Annotated in this window: 17 protein-coding genes; 7 read left to right on the forward strand and 10 right to left on the reverse strand. The window is 54.9% G+C overall.

The annotated features are described in order from the left end of the window. The first annotated feature begins 70 nt into the window (after window positions 1-70). The 5 genes from EK22_RS10235 (at window position 71) to EK22_RS10255 (ending at window position 6,223) form a co-directional block, all read left to right on the forward strand. Window positions 71-1,090, forward strand: a complete 1,020-nt coding sequence (locus EK22_RS10235) for an HAD family hydrolase (protein ID WP_200882592.1) — start codon at window positions 71-73, stop codon at window positions 1,088-1,090. A 303-nt stretch (window positions 1,091-1,393) separates the two neighbouring features. Beyond that, the gene (locus tag EK22_RS10240; RefSeq protein WP_152565072.1) at window positions 1,394-2,470 is read left to right on the forward strand and encodes a hypothetical protein; all 1,077 of its coding nucleotides are present in this window, start codon (window positions 1,394-1,396) and stop codon (window positions 2,468-2,470) included. Window positions 2,471-2,563: 93 nt separating this feature from the next. After that, window positions 2,564-3,601 (forward strand): hypothetical protein, encoded by a 1,038-nt coding sequence (locus tag EK22_RS10245; protein WP_020161467.1) that lies wholly within the window; start codon window positions 2,564-2,566, stop codon window positions 3,599-3,601. A 341-nt stretch (window positions 3,602-3,942) separates the two neighbouring features. Beyond that, window positions 3,943-5,070 (forward strand): sulfotransferase family protein, encoded by a 1,128-nt coding sequence (locus tag EK22_RS10250; RefSeq protein ID WP_051954286.1) that lies wholly within the window; start codon window positions 3,943-3,945, stop codon window positions 5,068-5,070. Between the two features lie 892 nt (window positions 5,071-5,962). Beyond that, entirely contained in the window at window positions 5,963-6,223 is a 261-nt protein-coding gene (locus tag EK22_RS10255; protein ID WP_036250657.1) for a hypothetical protein, read from the forward strand. Between the two features lie 57 nt (window positions 6,224-6,280). Here the strand turns inward: EK22_RS10255 and EK22_RS10260 are convergent, their stop codons facing one another. After that, the gene (locus EK22_RS10260) at window positions 6,281-7,180 is read right to left on the reverse strand and encodes a bile acid:sodium symporter family protein (protein ID WP_232216417.1); all 900 of its coding nucleotides are present in this window, start codon (window positions 7,178-7,180) and stop codon (window positions 6,281-6,283) included. Between the two features lie 356 nt (window positions 7,181-7,536). On the opposite strand from EK22_RS10260, the gene EK22_RS10265 reads away from it, so the two are divergent. Both EK22_RS10265 and EK22_RS10270 read left to right on the forward strand, forming a co-directional pair. Further along, window positions 7,537-7,932, forward strand: coding sequence for a Rap1a/Tai family immunity protein (locus EK22_RS10265; protein ID WP_036250660.1), 396 nt, complete (start codon window positions 7,537-7,539; stop codon window positions 7,930-7,932). Window positions 7,933-7,944: 12 nt separating this feature from the next. After that, on the forward strand, window positions 7,945-8,229 hold the full coding sequence (locus EK22_RS10270; protein WP_036250662.1) for a glycine zipper domain-containing protein: 285 nt from the start codon (window positions 7,945-7,947) through the stop codon (window positions 8,227-8,229). A gap of 80 nt (window positions 8,230-8,309) precedes the next feature. On the opposite strand, the gene EK22_RS10275 is transcribed toward EK22_RS10270, so the two are convergent. The 9 genes from EK22_RS10275 to EK22_RS10315 all read right to left on the reverse strand — a co-directional run bounded on the left by EK22_RS10275 (window position 8,310) and on the right by EK22_RS10315 (window position 18,567). Beyond that, on the reverse strand, window positions 8,310-8,873 hold the full coding sequence (locus EK22_RS10275) for a lipid-binding SYLF domain-containing protein (protein ID WP_036250665.1): 564 nt from the start codon (window positions 8,871-8,873) through the stop codon (window positions 8,310-8,312). Between the two features lie 47 nt (window positions 8,874-8,920). Continuing rightward, a complete protein-coding gene (locus EK22_RS10280) occupies window positions 8,921-11,173 on the reverse strand; it encodes a tetratricopeptide repeat protein (RefSeq protein WP_235209282.1) in 2,253 nt (750 codons plus the stop codon). Between the two features lie 63 nt (window positions 11,174-11,236). Beyond that, window positions 11,237-11,596: a SpoIIAA family protein gene (locus EK22_RS10285; protein ID WP_036250670.1), complete on the reverse strand. Its 360-nt coding sequence runs from the start codon at window positions 11,594-11,596 to the stop codon at window positions 11,237-11,239. Between the two features lie 47 nt (window positions 11,597-11,643). After that, window positions 11,644-12,168, reverse strand: a complete 525-nt coding sequence (locus EK22_RS10290; RefSeq protein WP_051961845.1) for a hypothetical protein — start codon at window positions 12,166-12,168, stop codon at window positions 11,644-11,646. A gap of 143 nt (window positions 12,169-12,311) precedes the next feature. Then, the gene (locus EK22_RS10295) at window positions 12,312-14,681 is read right to left on the reverse strand and encodes an arylsulfatase (RefSeq protein WP_152565073.1); all 2,370 of its coding nucleotides are present in this window, start codon (window positions 14,679-14,681) and stop codon (window positions 12,312-12,314) included. A 560-nt stretch (window positions 14,682-15,241) separates the two neighbouring features. Further along, a complete protein-coding gene (locus tag EK22_RS10300) occupies window positions 15,242-16,147 on the reverse strand; it encodes a transporter (protein WP_036250813.1) in 906 nt (301 codons plus the stop codon). Window positions 16,148-16,245: 98 nt separating this feature from the next. Continuing rightward, window positions 16,246-17,046, reverse strand: a complete 801-nt coding sequence (locus tag EK22_RS24250; RefSeq protein ID WP_152565074.1) for a hypothetical protein — start codon at window positions 17,044-17,046, stop codon at window positions 16,246-16,248. Then, entirely contained in the window at window positions 17,043-17,891 is an 849-nt protein-coding gene (locus EK22_RS10310; RefSeq protein WP_081917842.1) for a DUF2092 domain-containing protein, read from the reverse strand. The genes EK22_RS24250 and EK22_RS10310 overlap by 4 nt, the downstream gene beginning before the upstream one ends. Before the next feature lie 214 nt (window positions 17,892-18,105). After that, window positions 18,106-18,567 (reverse strand): glycine zipper domain-containing protein, encoded by a 462-nt coding sequence (locus tag EK22_RS10315; RefSeq protein WP_036250672.1) that lies wholly within the window; start codon window positions 18,565-18,567, stop codon window positions 18,106-18,108. Window positions 18,568-18,594: the final 27 nt, after the last annotated feature.

Raw genomic sequence — 18,594 nt, forward strand, 5'->3', positions numbered from 1 at the left:
CCGCGTTTTTGGGCTTAAGTGTTTTAAACCTGGAAGCTTCCATGCCATTCAAAATGTTATAGAGGACAGCATGAACCCGTCATACCGCATGCGAACCGATAATGGCTGCCACGGTGTCCTGTGGCTGTTATTGCTGACATTCTCGATAATTACTCATGCCCGAACCGCAGATCCCCTACCCTCGTGGAACAGCGGACCGGCCAAGACCGCTATCGTAAAATTCGTCACAGAGACGACTCAAAAAGGCGGCAGGCATTTCATAGCGCCCGCCAAACGCATCGCCGTGTTCGACAACGATGGCACCCTGTGGTCCGAACAGCCTCTGTATGTTCAGCTCGCTTTCCCGCTTGATCGCGTCAAGGCGCTTAGCCCTCGGCATCCTGAATGGAAAGACACGGAGCCGTTCAAATCCGTGCTTGACGGAGACCTGAAGGCTGTGATGGCAGGCGGTGAACGCGCTTTGCTGGAACTGGTCATGGCCTCTCACGCGGGCATGACCACTGAAGAATTTGCTCAAATCGTCAAAGACTGGCTCGCTGAGGCAAAGCATCCGAAACACAACCGGCGCTATACCGAACTGGTTTATCAGCCGATGCTCGAATTGCTTGCCTATTTGCGCGGCAAAGGTTTCAAGATGTACATCTTATCCGGCGGCGGCATCGAGTTCATGCGGCCATGGACCGAGAAAGTGTATGGCATCCCGCCGGAGCAGGTTATCGGCAGCAGCATCAAAACCAAATTCGAATTTCAGGGCGGTAAACCGGTGCTTATGCGCCTGCCGGAGGTCGACTTTATCGACGACAAGGACGGCAAGCCAGTGGCTATCAATAAATTCATAGGTCACAGGCCAATCGCCGCATTCGGCAATTCCGACGGCGATCTGCAAATGCTGCAATGGACGACAGCCGGCGATGGCCCGCGTTTCGGGCTTCTCGTTCATCATACCGACGACAAACGCGAGACGGCCTATGACCGGCAATCCTCCATCGGGCGGCTTGACAAAGCGCTTGATGAGGCCGGGCAGAAAGGCTGGACTGTGGTTGACATGAAAAAGGACTGGAAGCGGATTTTTCCCTTGAAGAAACCCTGATCGGGCGCCCGTTCCCGTATTTTAAGCAGCAGCGTTTTATCCTGAAATGCCCCGCCGGATCTCAAAGAAATCTTCAGATAATAAACAAGAATTTGATAGCCCCGCGCTTTGGTCAATCACTCCGCGCGCTTCCGCTTCATCCATGCATATCATATTTTCATAAACCGCGCATTCCCGGAATGCAAGACGAATACGATAGGTATTTTACCCAAGTTATTTTGCCGGGCTTTTCCTATATTCTTTGCCGAAGCACAGTTTCAGATTTGCTTCCTCGATATCCCACAATACGATCGATCTTCCGTTATGGACAAATCCTACCGTGAGGTTTGTAACATACAGATAAAGCGCACAGTGATCGTTACCCTGATCGCTGTGGTGAGCCTGTCTATCTACGCGGCTGATTTGATCGATCGTCGGACCGGTCAATCCAGGGCGGACTATAGCGCATGGAGCAAAACCAACAAGCCGGCCAGCCTGGAAGATCGCCTGAAAGGCCCCGCGTTTCCGCCGACCGACGAGACAATGTTCCTGTCCCAGGTCTACCCTTCTGATCGGCCGGCAAATCCCGCCGCAGCCTCCGGCACGCCGATTACGGAGCAACAGTTGAGAGCCCAGGTCAATCAAATAGCCGGGCAGCCTGGACTGAAGATCATGGATGATCCCGCAATCCAGGCCAAAACGCGGGACCTTCTGTTGCGGGCGGCCTTAGCGACGACTGTCGACAGCACAGCGGGAGGGACGGCGGACGCCATCAAAAGCGACGTTTATTCCAGTGTCGCCTTCGGGCGTCTTGCAACTGGCGATGGTGTGGCCGCGCATGTTATTGACGATGGAACCGGGCACTTTAAAATCATTGTCAATGAGAACTACCGGCACGAGGATATCCGCCTGTTGGGCATCTTATTGGGGCATGAAGTCCTGCATCAGGATGCCAGGCTGTCCGTTCGGGAAGAATTGATAGCCCATACCTTTGAAATTTTGGCTTATGTCCGGCATGTCATAAAAGACCCCAGGCTGGCCAGCCAGGGTACGGAGCTGGTCCGCTTTTTGAACACTGTGGCGATGGGACTCCTGAACAGCCGGCGGCCTGACGGCTTGATCCATCTGCTGGAAGGGCGGGATGAAGCCATCTGGCCGGGATCGAACAGCTCAGTGGCTTATCTGGCGCAGAATTTCATTGAAGCCGGTTTGGGCCTCGACACGCCGGGCAACGAGGCCTTGCTTTACGCAATGCGCCAATTGACCGGGAATAAGGAAATAAAAGAAGCCAACTTTGACGACGACACCCTGATTTTGCTGGATGAAAACATCAACACCCTGCTCAGCCCTGAAGACTGGATCGCTCTGGCTGAAGCGCTCAAGCTGGATACCGGCACCTGAAATGACCGTTTAGCCGGATTGTTTTTCCCTACCCATGAACGTTTATAGTTTATTTTACTAGCCTGCACAGCTTGAAGATCGAGGAGTCGCACAATGTCAGGAATATTAAATCATGCTGCCGCCATCGCATGCCTGTTAGGCATCAGTTTTATTGTGACGGGAATTCCTGCTTTTGCTGAACCGCCGGCGGTCGAGGAGGTCTTGAGCGTATTGGAAATGGATGAGCGTCAGATTAACGAACTTGCACAAGGACAACCCGTCATTTATGCCTTGAGCGAGAACCGCTCCGATGAGATTGCCGCAGGCATTGCCTGGTATCTGCCGGTTCCCTTGGCCAAGGTGGCCGGACATTTGCGGACGGATAATCCGGATTTGCTCGACGTTGATGTCACTGTCCATGGGATGTTGACGGCGCACAGTAAAGTGGATGCCTTGTCGCCTGTCGTTCTGTCTGACGAAGAAACCGAGGCTTTGTTGGATGCCGAACCGGGCGACAAATTCAATCTCTCCGGCCACGAGATCGAGAAATTAAAAACTCTCAAGCGCACTTCCAATGGCTCCCCCCATAAAGCCATCCGGGACACAATCGAACAACGCTACCGTGAGATTCTTTTCGATCGATTTGAAGCCTACCAACGCAATGGAACCTATGCAATAGCCTCTTATGCGCGTGAGAAGAACCTGAATATCAAGCCTTCCGTGGAACTTGACCAGGCCGCAAACGCAAGCGTCATCCTGGCGCGCTACGTTCCAGACTTGCACAAAGCCTGGATAAACTACCCGACAACATTGCCGCCCAAAACGAACGAGATGTTCCAGTGGGTCGAAAAAAACGTGCAAAACCGGCCGGCCGTCATTCTCAGACACCACGTCAATTACGATTGGAACGGCGGGACATTGATTCTAACCCGTGAATTCTATGCGTCGCATTCATACAATTCCAGCCAATGGATCACCGGCTGTCTGGCGTTTCGCGATGGTACGGTGGTCTTTCAGCAAGTGCGCAGTTATGCCGATCAGTTAGCAGGAGTTGCAACCGATGTCAGGCATTTAATAGGCCGGAAGTTATTGAAAAACAAAATGCTCAAGTCTTTTGAACGGCTTTGCGGAGTCCTGGGGCAGTGCCATTGATTGACTGGCACTGCGGTTTTCAATCCACCAGGCCAATTGTCCTGGCCATCAGCCTGCCACGGCGATACAGTCCTTGCAATCCATAGCATCGCATTAACAAACAACAGATCGCCAACAGCGATTCAACCTTGATCACTGGCTGTGCCCGGCATCATCTGATCAATTGGCTCTGATTGCTCGTTGCATAAGAATTTTTCTTGCCATTGAAGGGTCTATTCAATGAGTTGACAAGATTATCTTATTTGATTGGCGACATACTTTAAATGCTAGAGACTTGTCATGAGCTCAGGAAAGCCAAACTGTCCAGATGATATCCATCGCCAACAATGGAGACTCCAGGTATGTATTTCAACTATCGCGATTTCCTTAAAGCCTTGCGTATTGCCCTGTTACAGAAACATTTCCGTTTACGCCGCTGGCTCTATGTCCTGTTCTTCAGCAATCTCTTTCTTTCATTCATAGTTTTGTTGGCGTTCTTCAGATGGCTGGACACCCTCTTGTTCCCCGGCTTTCGGAAAATCGTAGTCCGTCAACCGGTATTCATCATCGCTCCGCCCCGTAGCGGGACGACTTTTCTCCAACAAGTGCTATGCCAGGACGAGGAACGCTTCATCTACTGGAAAATGTACCAGACTATCTTCCCTTCCATCTGTTTTCAAAAGCTGATCGATGCTCTGGTTTACCTTGACCATAAGCTGGGCGGCCTATTCAGCAGGTTCCTGGATTGGTGTGAAAAAAAGTGGTTCGGCGGATGGGATGATCTGCACATGATGCGGCTGGACCAGGCGGAAGAGGACGGAGGCATCTATCTCTACGCGTTCGCTTCCGAAGCCATCTACCTGCTGTTCCCCTTCATAGAGCAACTTTGGAATGTAGGTTTTCCCGATGCCCTTCCAGCCGAAAAACGCCAAAAACTGATGGCCTATTACCGGAACTGTCTGCAGCGTCAGATTTATATCAACGGCCAGGGACGCACGATGCTGATAAAATCGACCCAATCATGCGGGGCAGTCGAGTCCATCAAAAAGGAATTCCCGGATGCGCGGTTCATTACTATCATCCGCGATCCCTTCGAATCAATTCCTTCCAATGTCAGCCTGACTGTTCCGGCCTGGCAGGCCCATTCCCCGGAAATTGCCAAGAATGGCCCAGAGTCTCGGTCTTACGCTGATCTGGTGGTGGAATGGTATAAACATCTGTTCCGTTTTCGCTCGCAAGTCTCTTCGGAAAATTATTTCTGCATTGATTACCGCGATCTCAGGAACGATCCCGTCGGGACTATTGAGAGGCTGTACGACCATTTCAGCTGGACCATGAGTGAAAGCTTTCGGGACAAGCTGAGGACTATCGGAGCCCGGAATCAGAATTATCAAAGTAATCATCACTACACACTGGAAGAATTCGGATTATCCCGCCAGACGATAGAAAAGGAACTGGCGCCCATACTGGAAGCTTATGGTCTAGTCTGAGCATGTGCCGAGTGATAAAGATAATGTCCAAAGTGACAAGTTAGCCTGAATATTTCACCACGAAGGACACGAACGCCTCCAAGGACAGGAAATGATCCCGTCATTTCTCTGCATTCACCCCATCCATGGGGATTATGGAGGCGGTAGAATTGCGTCTGGAACAGCAATCGAGTACACGAAGGCTTTTCAATTCAAATACTTAGAAATATTTCATGATGAGCTTATGAAGTTATCGGTGATAAATGATAACACCATGATTTTCTTCGTGTTCTCGGCAACTGCTCCTGCGTTGCTCTACCTCCCACATCCATGCGGTCGTTCGTGTTCTCTGTGGTTTCATGAAATATCCGGGTTAGTGTCAAAATGCCGACACAGATAATGTCAAAATCTTGCACTTTAGCTTTTATGCTGTGCTCAGGCAAAAACTCGGACGTCTGGCAACTTATCCGGTAGCTGATGACTGTTCGTCATATCGACGTGCTGAGGTTTGGGCAGGTTCCGTTGCTGAGCAAATAGTCGCCATCGGCACAGACCGTGTCAAAACGCATAAAATTTTCAACATTTTTTATCCGACCGCTGGTGATGAAGCCATCAGGCGGAGTTATCATGATTTTGGGCTTGCCCCAAAATAGGGTCATTACTGAAAACGGCTTCAGCAAGTTGGATAAGCCGTCGTACCAATAGCAACAGTCTGGGCCAAAATCAGCCACTCATGTGTTCGATCCATCCGCCATCTTATTCGCCGCAATGGCAAGCGCCGCGCTTCGTATACCTTCCGCAGTCTGCTCAACTAACGCCTCATCCGCTACTGCACGCGCCATGGTGACCTGAAATCGAGCTGACAACAAGGTTTATCGGCGGTGACGGACTTGTTCCGGTCAGTAAAGATGAATTGATCGTCATTGCCAACCGCGCATCAGGCAAAGTAACCGAAACTGTTTTTTCAGTCCGCAGTGACGACAATTGGAATAGCGCCAAAGTTACAGATGAATATAAGTTCGGAAAGGTTTATTTGACGACAGGTGCAATAAGAAAAGACCAGCTTTATGTCTTGCATAGCGATCTTGTTTCTTTGATTCAGGCTCCTCAAGATCAAAAAGCTAAACTGCGAACAAAAGCTACTATTCAACAGGTAGCTAACATTAGGCAGTAAAACATAGCTGTTAGATTAATCCGGCACAGTAAGGCGCATGGCTGTAGATCGACTACATCAACCGGTGGAGTCGGTATTCTTTTTTCTATCTGCCAAGCGATAAAAGGCAACATGAAGAAGCCCCAGAAAAATCAACAGGAGGCCATTTGATACAACCGCCGCCACCACCGGCGTGCCAACGAAACTGTCTATGGCGACAAGCAGCGCCAGGGCGATGTTCCGATTGGCAGTTCCAAAGGCGATCACTTGCCGACTGGCCGGCCTTGAACCGCCCAACGCGAGCCCTAACAAAAATGACAGTTCGCCCGCCAGGGCCATCGCCAACAGCGATTTCAAACCTGTCGCCACAATGCTCTCAAATTCCACATAGGTGACGAAGGCCAGAGATGCAGCACCGGCAGCTTCCGCCAGCCGTTCCAGAGGGCTGAGCATTCGGCAGGCCAAGACGGGTAATGCCTGGCGCAGAGCCATTCCTACAAGGATCGGAAGCGTCACTGTGTTAAAAAGAATTGCCAGGCTCTTCAAAGGAAAAAACTTTAGTGCATCGGCGTAGCCGGCATAAGAGAATCTTGAGAGGCTCGCCTCGAAGACCAGCGGGGTAAGAAAAGTGGAAAATATTGGGAAGATCGCCGTCAGGCCAGCGGCGAGCGTCAGATTGCCGCCAGCCATTTTGACGAAAACCGGCACGACCGGAGCAAACGGCGCTGCAGCCAGCAAAAGCATGCCGGCAGAAAGTTCCGGCGGCAGATCGAAACCCCACACGACAGCGGAAACCAATACGGGAACCAATATGAAATTAAGAGGCAAGACCACTAACAGCCGGCGCGACATAAGGGCCCGAGCCACGGACTGAAGATCGAGCCGCATACCGACCGCAAGTAAAAGTCCGCCAAGAGACAGCATAGTCAGGACGCGTATCAGGGTTTCAGGAGGGAATGGAATAAAATCAATCGACATTTAGCTTTAATGGACAATCTTTTAAAAATAATTGGAACAAGTGCAATATTAGATCACGCCCTGTGCCCCTTTTGATCCAGCGATTAAATAATCGCCTTCATTTTTGCTTTAGTTTCCCTTATTAACCGGAACAAGATAAGCGCAATGACATCCAATGTATGACACAAAGTAACCGCTTGAAGTAGATGTTTGCTATAGGCAATGTGAAAAGGATAGGGAGGAATGACTACAGAAATACACCACAGATAAGGAAGATGCTCTTCTTCAAATTGATAGAGCGGCGCATGTATAAATGCGATTTTCCTGTTGTAGAGAATTTATTTCCCATTAAAGCAAAAAAACTGAGGATATAACTTATGCAACTCAAACATCCCGCCCCCTTCTTCTTATTGCTCGCTTTATTTGTCACTGGCGCGGCAAAAGCCAACGTGACCGAGAATGATTTCGTAGCCAAGCAGACACAAAACCTAATCAATCTCTGTACGGCATCGCCGCAAGACCCCCATTATCGGGATGCCATCCATTTTTGCCACGGTTATCTGGTCGGCGCTTTCCATTATTATCAGGCCGCGACGGCAGATGAACGGGAAGTAAAGATACTCTGTCATCCGGAGCCCAAGCCCTCACGTAATGAGGTAATCGATATGTTTGTTTCATGGGCTCAACAACACCCTGAATACATGAATGAAATGCCGGTCGAAACGGAATTCAGGTTTTTAGCCGAAAAATATCCATGTAAAAAAACATATTAAAGGGGATATGACATGAAAAAATTTTATATTTTAGTCCTGGCAATACTGGCCTCTATTAATCTGGCAGGTTGTGCCGGCATGTCGGATACTCAGCAACGCGCTGTCACCGGAGGTTTGGGCGGTTCTGCCGCCGGCGCTGCCATCGGTGCAATGGCAGGCAATGCCGGCCTGGGGGCGGCAATCGGTGCAGCCGCCGGCACCACGGGCGGTTTTCTGTATGGCAAACACAAGGAATCCGAACAGCGGGCCTATCAGCAAGGACAAAGGGATGCCCTACAACAGGCGCCACGTTATTAAATCCATAAGAGCAGCACGGTAGGATGCAGTTACAATAGGAATCGCATCTTGTCGTGTTGTGTCATCAATGTCATATCCGGTTACGGATTGATCCTGGTGATCTTTGATCCCTCCAAATTAATACCTGCCATCAAGCCTCTCTGCCCGAATATGAATGCATAGACATCATCCTTGAGAGTCGTGGTACTCAGATTTCCCGCCGCACCTGCGTCCAGTACAGCCACTGTCGGACCTATGCCGAGTTCAAATCCCTCGCTGCGATCGAGATAGGCAAGCGCCTCATCGTTCATAAAGAACAGTGCATAATCAAATGATTGCACCCCGGCTTGCAGACCGAATGATCCTGCCACGATATTGTAATAACCCGCTGTCTGGCCCCTCTTGCGCAAAGCGCCTTTCCCGTACTGAGCGCCACCGATGAAGCCGGCCTTGACGATATTCGGAAACACCAGGATACCCTTCGCCTTGGACGCCAACAGTTTGGCCGAGGGCGTGGTTTCGTAAAGCTTCGCCAGGGCGGCGTCCACATCGCGGTCGATCTGAGCCGCATCTATCGCATCGGCTTGATTATCGCCGGTGGACTGGCAGCCGGTCAGCATCAAAAGAGTAATCAGCAACAGATTGATTATGAATGTCGGTTTCATGTGTGTATTCCTTTAGTTTCAGAATATTGCATTGAGTGGCAGTGTATTTATCGCTTGCTTATCTCCTTCGCCAACTGAGACCGTAGTTCGTTCAGTGAAAGATCACCCGGCGTCCGCATCAGTGCGGTCTCGACGATGGCCCTGGCCTCCCGCGCATGCCCGGCGCTCTGCAGGGCCACTGCATAAACATAGCTAAAGCGGGCATCATCAGGTGCCAATTCCAACGCCCGTTTCAGTGAACCCAGAGCCGCAGGCAGATTCTTCCGCCGCACCTGCAACAATCCGAGGCTGTGGTGCAGAATGGCCGCTTTCGGCTGGCGCGCCAGCCCTTCTCGTAGCAGAGACTCCCCTTCCCTATCGCGGTTCGTCTGGCGGTAGAGATCAGCGAGATTGACGTAGGCAGGCAGCCAATCGGGGTCGATGACGAGCGCCTCCCGGTATGACTGTTCAGCTTCCCTGGATTCGCCGCGCGCCGCATGGAAATTGCCCAGATTGACCTGCGCGGCCGGTTCGTCGGCGTTGAACCGCAACGACGCCAGATACTCGTCGATGGCTTTACTGAAATCGGCTCGTTCGCTCGGAGACACCTGTTCGATGCTGATTCCAGCCAGCGCGTCCGCCGCGAGCATACGCACCGTTCGCACCGAATCCCGCAGCAGCGGATGGACAAGCTGCCAAAGCTGTTCCGGCGGCAGCGGCGCCAAGGACTCGACCGCGGCGGCGCGCACGCGCGGATCGGCATCGCCAAGCGCTTCGGCCAGCACCGGGAGCGAATTTTCGCTCAGCCACTGACTCAACTCACCAGCCGCCGTGGCCCGCGCGATGGCCGGCTGTTCCTTATCGCGCAGCAAGGCGAGCAGACGCGCCTCGGCGTCGATTGCCCTCGTCCGTGCCGCGTGCAGGGTTTCGGTGTAATTCTGATAGCCCTTGGGGTCATGGCCGTACCATTGCCGCACTTTGTCCTCCGCCCAGCGGGCCGGCTTGTTGGCGTGGCAGTTCGTACAGGCATTGGGTGTCCCGAGCCGCGCCGAAAGGTCCGGGCGAGGAATGCGGAAACTGTGGTCGCGGCGGGGATCGACGACCATGTAGGTCTTGGCCGGCATGTGGCAATCGACGCATTGGGCGCCGTCAGAGCCGGTGCGGTGGAAATGATGCTTTTCGGTATCGTACTTGTTTTTGTTATGGCATTGCAGGCAGACCCCATTCCCCGTCGCGCGCAGCTTGAGACCGTGGGGCTCGTGGCAGTCGCTGCAGGTCACGCCGGCCGCGTACATCCTGCTTTGCAGGAAAGAGCCGTATTCGTAAACCTCACCCTCGATCTGGCCGTCGGCATGATATAGCGTCTCCTGCAACAGCGAAGGCAGATGGGTATCCATCAGTGGGCCATGGCGGTAATCGCCGGATAGCTGAGCGCGCCGCGCGTGGCAGCGGGCGCAGACCTGGATTTCCTTTTCGGAACCGCGCGGAGCGCCGCGCCTGGCATTGCCCGATGCAGGATCGATCGTCCATTGAACTCCCTGGCGATCATTCAAAAGGACGGTCAGGCCTCTGGTCCCGGCATCGATGCGCTCGTAGCCAGGCTTGCGTTCGGCCCAGGCCACATGATTGGAACCGGGTCCATGGCAGGCTTCGCAGGCCACGTCGATCTCTGACGCGGTAGTGCGGTAGGTGCGACTGGCCGGATCGTAGTTCTTTTGCAGGTTGATCGAATGACACTCGGCGCACATGAAGTTCCAGTTCTGCGAGCGTTTCGTCCAGTGCAGTTCGTCTGTGTGGTCGATTTTTTCGTTCGGATAGAGGTGAAACCAGCGCTGGCCGCCCTGCTCCTTCGGCCGGCTGTCCCAGGCGATGGACAGGGCCTGAAGCCGCCCGCCCGGAAGCTCGACCAGATACTGCTGGAGCGGCGTAAAGCCGAAGGTGTACTTGATCTCGAAATCGGCAGGCTTGCCGTCCGGGCCGTCGGTATGCACCATATAGTGTCCACCTTGACGGAAGAATCGGGTAACCACGCCGTCCTTCCTGAATTCGGCGTCGCGAAAATTCCCAAGCGCCGTCTCGTCGCTCGCCTCCTGCATGGCGAGGTCGTGGTGCGAGCCTCGCCACAGGCGATCCTGTTCGGCATGGCAACCGGCGCAGGCGTGGCGTCCCACATAGCTGGCATCGGTCTGGATCGGGGGCTGTACGAGAACCGGTGGAATGGCCGGAAGTTCGAGGTACGCGAGCCATCCCGCCGTAAGTACCGTGATCGCCAGCACGATAAGGACGGCCAGCAAGTACCTGTTACGTATAACTGCGGCCATTTCCGTGCGCCTTGTGCTTCGCGCGCAATGATTCTTGACGGACCTTGCGGACGCCATCCTGGCTCATGAACGTATCCATAACTCCGCCTCATCCAATGAAAGCAGCGGAAAAAACTCGATCTCGGTGGTCCGCAGTCCCTTGCCGGTAAACATGAAGACCTGCTCTTTCCAGCGTTCGTCGCCCACAATCGCCATCTTTACAATGGAGTCGCCATAGCCCGTCAGGAAGCCGACATCTTCCCATTCCTCCGCCTTTTCCCAGCCTTCAAAATTATCAGCCATCACCAGCAGCCTCGGTTTCATGCCCCGATCAATCAAATCACGGGCCGCTTGCTGCAACGCCTTTTGGTCGGCCAGCCTCATAACGCCTGAAATGCGGGCACGTATGATCTCGTTATCGATTCCTAAAATTTCGTAAGCCATTGATTAACCTCTCTTGTCATTATTCTTGGGAACTGAATTCCGCCTTCTTATCCCTTATCCGGGGTCGGCGCATCTCCGGGCGATGCCGTGACCAGTCTGCGAAGCGTCCCTTCGCCGAGACGGCGGTCGAGCCCCGCGTACAGGTGATACGCAAAAAACGCCAAACCGACACAGAGCACTTTGGCAAATATGAGGTTGCGATCCTTATGCTCCCACACATACGAGATAGCTTGCGTGAGCGTGCCGGTCTCACGATAGGCATGAAATAGTTTCTCCAGGTACAAGACGATAAACGTCACCAGGATATAGATCAGCGTCTTATACAGAGCAGCCAATCCCAGAGAATAGCCGGCGTCGAAGCGGCGGCCGGCATGAGTCTTGTCGAGAATGATCACAATTTTCGCGGCGATGAGCGCACTGATGGCCGCCGTCGAAAGGACTGAAACTTCGATCTGGTAGTCAGCCAGCAGTAGTTTCTTCAACGTGAGGAACACACTGAAACAAAAGAAAAAGTAAAGGGAAACCAGGCCTATTTCTTTGATTTCATGTTTCAACATGGGTGCCAGATTCATAATTTATTCTCTTCTCAATGATTGGCAACTTCATTCACATGCACACGGATTTCTTTAGTCCTGTCGGGAACAGTAGAGTGGCCATAAAGCGCACCATCCAATCTCCCGTCTTTCCAAGTAGTGCTCACCCCATTCTGCCGGGCTCATTTCACCTCGACCGTCACTTTCTCGATCTTGCCGGTGAAACGCGTTTGCGGGCCTTCGCCGATTCCTTCAACTACCGGTGTCGCGTCGTCGATGCCCACGTCGGCCGTTTCGTCGGCCGAGAATATCCTCGGTTGCGTCCGGTCGATTCGGCCTTCGGCGACTTTGCTGCCGTTGACGGACAATGTCCCGGTTCCGCCCTTGCCCATTCCTCCGCCGTCGTAGGCGAAGTCGAACACTAGCGTGGACTTGCCGGCCGGCAAGGCTTCCGTTGCGTTCACCGTGTATCGGTTCAGGCCGAGGAAGTTGTAGGTGTAAGCGGGCTTGCCGTCCTTCAGGTACAGGCTCCAGCCGCCGAACCGGCCGCCCTGGGCGAGAATGACGCCGTTGGCGCCGCCCTCGGGAATTTCCAGCTCGGCGGTAATGGTCTTGGAATGGTTCTTTACGTCGATAAAGACGTTTTCCATCATGCCGGTCATACCCTCGCCGAGAGTCAGCGAGGTGCGGCCGCCCATCACGTCAGGCCGCCCTACCTCGGCCGCTGTAATGCGTTCGAGCAGGCGGTCGTCGATCGGCAGAACGTTGTACTTGACCGCTTCAGTCATGAACAGCTTCTGCATTTCAGCGAGCTTCTGCGGATTGTCTTTAGTCAGGTCCTGGCTGAGGCTGAAGTCCTTGCGCACATCATAGAGTTCCCAGAGGTCTTCTGTCAGGGGGTGACGGGATTGAGACTCCCAGGGCGCCCGATGCACGGTGCCGGCCAGCCAGCCGTCGTGGTAAATGGCGCGATTACCGAAAATTTCGAAATACTGGGTGAGATGGCGGTCTTTGGCCTTGGCATCGCCGAACGTGTAAGCCAGACTCACCCCTTCGATGGGTTTCTGTATTGTGCCGTTAACCACTTTGGGTTCGGGGAGATGCGCCGCTTCGAGGATCGTGGGAGCAATGTCGATTACGTGGTGGAACTGGCTGCGGATCTCGTTTCTGGCCTTTATCCCTTTGGGCCAGTGAATGACCATGCCGTTGCGCGTACCGCCGAAGTTCGAGGCCACTTGCTTGGTCCACATGAACGGCGTGTCGAAGGCAACGGCCCAGCCTGCGGCCATGTGCGGATAAGTCTCGGGCCCGCCCCAGTGATCCAGGTGCTTGAGCTGATCTTCCACCGTTTCCTGCACGCCGTTGAAGTAGGTCATCTCGCTGAACATGCCGTTCATGCCGCCCTCGGCACTGGCGCCGTTGTCGCCGGCGATGTAGATGAACAGGGTGTTGCCCAACTCGCCCAGGTCCTCGATCGCCTTGACCAGGCGGCCGATCTCGTTGTCCGTGTGTTCGGCGAAACCGGCGAAGACTTCCACCTGGCGGATGAACAGCTTCTTTTCGTCCGGACTGAGCCTATCCCAGTCCTTGATGGCTTCGGGCTTGCCGGCCAGCGTGGTGCCGGCGGGTACAATGCCGAGTTCGATCTGACGTTTGAGCGTCTCCTCGCGCAGCTTGTCCCAGCCCTGGTCGAATCTGCCCTTATACTTGTCGGCCCATTCCTTGGGTACATGATGCGGCGCATGGGTGGCGCCAGGCGCGTAGTAAACGAAGAACGGCTTGTCCGGCGTCAGCGCCTGCTGATAGCGGACCCAGGCGATGGCCTGATTGGTCATGTCGGTGGTGAAGTGGTAGTTTGGATCGCGCGGCGGCTCGACCTTGGTCACGCCGTCATAAATCGACGGCGACCATTCGTTGGTTTCGCCGCCCATGAAGCCGTAGAACTTGTCGAAGCCCTGCAGGGTCGGCCAGCGGGCGAAAGGTCCCGAGATGCTGATTTCCCACGGTGCCGTTTCATGCCATTTGCCGAAGGCGCCGGTGCTGTAGCCGTTGAGCCGCAGCATCTCGGCCAAGGGCGCCACGCTGTTCGGCAGTACGCCGGTATCGCCAGGAAACGCCGTGGCGGTCTCCATGATCGAGCCGGTGTTGCCGGTATGGTGGTTGCGGCCGGTTTTCAGGGCCTGGCGCGTGGGCGAGCACAGCGCCGTGGTATGGAAGTTGTTGTAGCGCAGGCCGCCTTGCGCCAGCCGGTCCAGATTGGGCATGGCGACCGGGCCGCCGAACGTACCCGCCGTACCAAAACCCATGTCGTCGATCAGCACGATGACCACATTGGGCGCACTCTCCGGCGCCTTGACCTCGAAACGCGGCGGAGCCTTGGCTTTCCTCACGTCCAGTTCCTTGATCGGCGGATACTTGGGTTCGATAATGGGCAGGATGGTGCGATCGAGCTTGGCTGCTCCGGGTGCGGCCGCCCTTATTTCTGTCGGGTGAAAGCCGGCGAAGGCAAGCAGGATAAATAAGGCCATGATCAGATGCGCTTGTTTTTTCATTATTCTTATCCTTATTTCAGAATGTCTATGCTTCATCGATGGGGATAAAGATCAGTCCGGTCTGGATCGGCTGCATGTGCTTAAAGCGGCCTCAACGTGAGCGGGCCCTACGCTGGTTGACCCTCCCACCACCGCATCGGTTCCCGTATGCCCGCCCTAGTGGATGTAGGAAACAAAAAGCTGGCCATAACCAAACTTCATGTTTGTGCTGTATTTCTCCAGATTGCATCACATTCGGCGGTGAAGCTACCGCACACACTAACAAATAGACTACAGCGCCATACAGAACGTATTCGCCAAATTGTAGGAGCGACTTTATTTATGCCCTTTGGGATACTTGTGCCCTTTAGGGTACTTGTGCCCTTTAGGGTACTTGTGCCCTTTAGGGTACTTGTGCCCTTTAGGGTATTCGCCCAGGGCGACTTCCAACAGTAGGCGCTCTAGGCGAAGTCGCCCCTACAAAGGATTATTTATTCATCAAGATTCAGGGAAGTTATTAATTACCGCATCCTTAGTAAGTTTTTAGTTCATCATCGGTCTTTTCTAAATCGATATATCGATTAAAGTCCTCCGCCAAAGCGGTATTGCCAAAGGATCCCGGCCGCATCGAAATCGGTGCCGGCACGGGTCGACACACCTGTACTGAAGTAGAGCTTGACCGAATTGTTTCGGTTCACGGGCAATGCGAGTGTGGCCCCCAGACGCGTATTCTCCAGCCTGTTATTGCCTTTTACGCCATCCACGGTCGTCTGCCCGCCGGTATAAAATGTGGCGTCCATTGCCGCCCAGATGCCGTGACTGAAGCTGTAAATGAGGTGTCCCTGCACGGAGTAGATCGGATCCTGTTCGCGGACCTTGCCGCCGAAGAAGTCGTCGTTGTCGGTGTAGAAGCGGACGCCGCCGGCCAACTCCAGCGTCACCGATCCCAGATGCTTAGAAATCCCCACCTCCGGCTTAACCGACCAACGATTGGTACCGAGGTTGAGGAGTTTGTCGGCGTCGTACTGACCGCCGGGCGCAGTCACCTCGAGGCTGGCGCCGACGATGGTATCCTGCTGGTAGTTTTTGAAGTCTTCCAGGGAAAGCGCGGGGGCGCCGTAAAGGTTCACCGAAAAGCGCACTCTTGGATCGGCGAAGCCGGATACCTCGCGCTCCCGGAACTGCCCGATGGCCGTGGCGCTGCCTGAGGCCCAGGCATAGGGCACCACCACGTCGAACTTGGTGGACTTTCCGAAAACCTCCAGGGAGCGGACGTAGGCGAACACGGTGGAATGGACCTCGACCTGCGTGTTTTCGATCGGCAGCGCCGGATCGGTCGCCACGCCACCCTCCAGGTGGCCGTAGCCGGCGATCAGGAAATTGAGCCCGATGGGCGTATTGGCGTAGGTACGTGGTTCAAGATCCTGTCCGTGCAAGCCGGAAGCCACCGCGGCGAGCGATGCCGCGGCGAACCGAACGATCCGCAAGCCATCGAGTCGGCAATTTTTCTGTAGCCGACTGGATGTCCAGCCTATGAGATCGCTTCCCATCTCAGCTGATTAGACTCTGCCCTGACTACTTGCTATCAGGGCGGAGGCACGGGCATATAAACAGCGCCGCCGCTGCCGTAAGCTTGGGTATACCAAGTGGAACCGCACTGATAATAGGTCACGCCGGAAACGACCGTAGGGCTAGCCGCGCAGGGCAGGCTCGCGGAGCCCGAAGGTGGAGGTGGAGGTGCGGTCTGGATCACCGTCGTCGTGGATGGTGCGCTAGAGGCCGATGACTCGCCCGCCGCATGGCCCGCAACGGCACCCAGCGCCGCTGCGCCGACCGCCACGGCGGCGACTTCGCCATCGTCCCAATTATCATTGTCGTAGTAACCGGAGGGTGGCGGTGGATAATAGCCTGCCGGTGGGCGGTAGCCCTGTGGATACGCCCCCTGATAGGACTGCCCAGCTTGTTGCCGGCTTTGCTGTGCTTGTTGCTGCTGCGTTTGCCGACTCTGCTGCGACTGCTGTCCGTATTGTTGTCGGCTTTGCTGCTGTTGCGAGCGTGCCTGCTGAGCCTGTTGTTGCTGCTGCGAGCGTGCCTGCTGAGCCTGCTGCTGTTGCTGCGCGCTGGTCTGTTGAAGCTGCTGCTGTTGCTGCTGGCGGCTTTGCTGCATCTGTTGCGCCGAACCGGAAGAAGCCTGACGGGAAGCCCCTCCGCCCTGATAGCTTGACGCTCCAGACGAGAAGCTGCCGCTAGCCGCAACCCCACCTCGGGAATAGCCTCCTCCACCGCCACCCCCGCGGCCACGGGCGGCAGCTTCATCCACGGACCCTATGAGTAAAACGATGGTAGCCGTCATAGCTGTAACGATCACTGAAAGTCGGGGCTTCATTGCTGTCCTCCGGTTGGCTCCGATGGAGTTGTCCCTCGAAGCGAGAGTTGGGGCAGCTGTGCGAGAAAGGCGATCTTCTGCGCCCCTTCTGGTGGGGTGAATACGAATTGGGCGTCCTGGATTTCCGGCGAGAAGTTCCAATCGGCAAACTGCGCCCGGAACTGGGGCAGGCCCTCGGCATTCTTATAGGTCAGCACAATGCGAAGCGGCAACGGCTGGGCGCCCTCCGAAATCCAGACCTGATAATCCACCGTCTCGGTGCGGCCCGCCAGGTGATGAGCCGGTGTCCCGTCGATTGTGGTTCTCTCGACATAATCAAGCGCCTGGGTCCGACGTTCGAGTTCGGCTGGCAAGCGGCTGGTCAAGAGCATGGCGAGCGGCAAGCGCATGTGGAGATCCCTCAGGAAATACATGACCGCCTCGTCGATACCGCCGGGTTTGGCTGCCTGCGCATAGACGTTCTGCGACGGAGTGAACACGGTGATGTCCTTGCCATCATACAGGACGAGATGCTTGTCGCCATCGCTATGCTCCGATTCGACACGCAGCCCGTTGGGCCGGCTCACGATGATCTTCCGGCGCTCCCCGAATTCGATTTTCTGACCAGATGCCTGGACCGCGTCATAATTGTCTCGGAGATTCACGCTGAACCGCGGGGCATTGGCCAGAAACTCGGCCATGCGCATCAGGATAGCTTTAGGCTCCGTCGGCTCCGCCACGGCTTGCCGCGCCGATGTCTGAGCTGCCGCCGGTTCTGGACGTGTCGCCGCCCGCTCCTCCGCGCAGCCTGCCAGAAGCGCCACGCACAGCACGGCGAATAGTCCCGGATATCTTATTGGCTTCATGAACCGCCTCCTTCGATGATAGGGGTTGAAACTTCGTTAGCCCGTTGCCTTGGTCTACCGCCTTCCAGCCGATAGGGTCTCGCTGTTTTTTTCTCCTCCTCCCTTCGAATCATTGACACAGCACCGCGCCCATCGTTCCGGCGCGACGAGTTTCACATTGACGGACCTTACACCGTCCAGATGGAAGCAACGAGGAGCACAAGCCCCGATTCGGCTATTTCACGGAATAGCCTAACGCTTCCAGGCAGGACGCCATGGCCCGGTTATAGTTGTCGAGGCCGGGCGGGCTCGCTGCCGCATCTTGTTTTTGCTGGTCCCGCTCCTTGAAAGCACGGCCCATCCCGCCCGCAGTTGCGCCGATGGCGGCTCCCGTACCGGCGTCGCCCGCTATCGCACCAATAGCGGCCCCGGCGGCCGCTCCCCGTGCGCCGCCACGGAGAGCTTCCTTCCCGGTAGTGCCACGGCTCGATGACTGAACAGGCGGATTGGCCGGATCATAGCCGGACTGTTGCACCGCCCATGAATGACAGTGAGTCTGATCCTGTTGCTGCTGTTGGGGACTTTGCCCTGATTTGGGATAAATCATCAGGTCACCTTGCGCCGATGCGGACGAAGCGCCTACTCCGGCCAGAAATGAACCGATGACTATCGCTTTTCGAATTTGGCTGTTTAACATGCTCATTCCTCCGTATTCTCGATCTAT

The organism is Methylobacter sp. BBA5.1 (genome assembly GCF_000746145.1).
Taxonomy (GTDB): Bacteria; Pseudomonadota; Gammaproteobacteria; order Methylococcales; family Methylomonadaceae; genus Methylobacter; species Methylobacter marinus.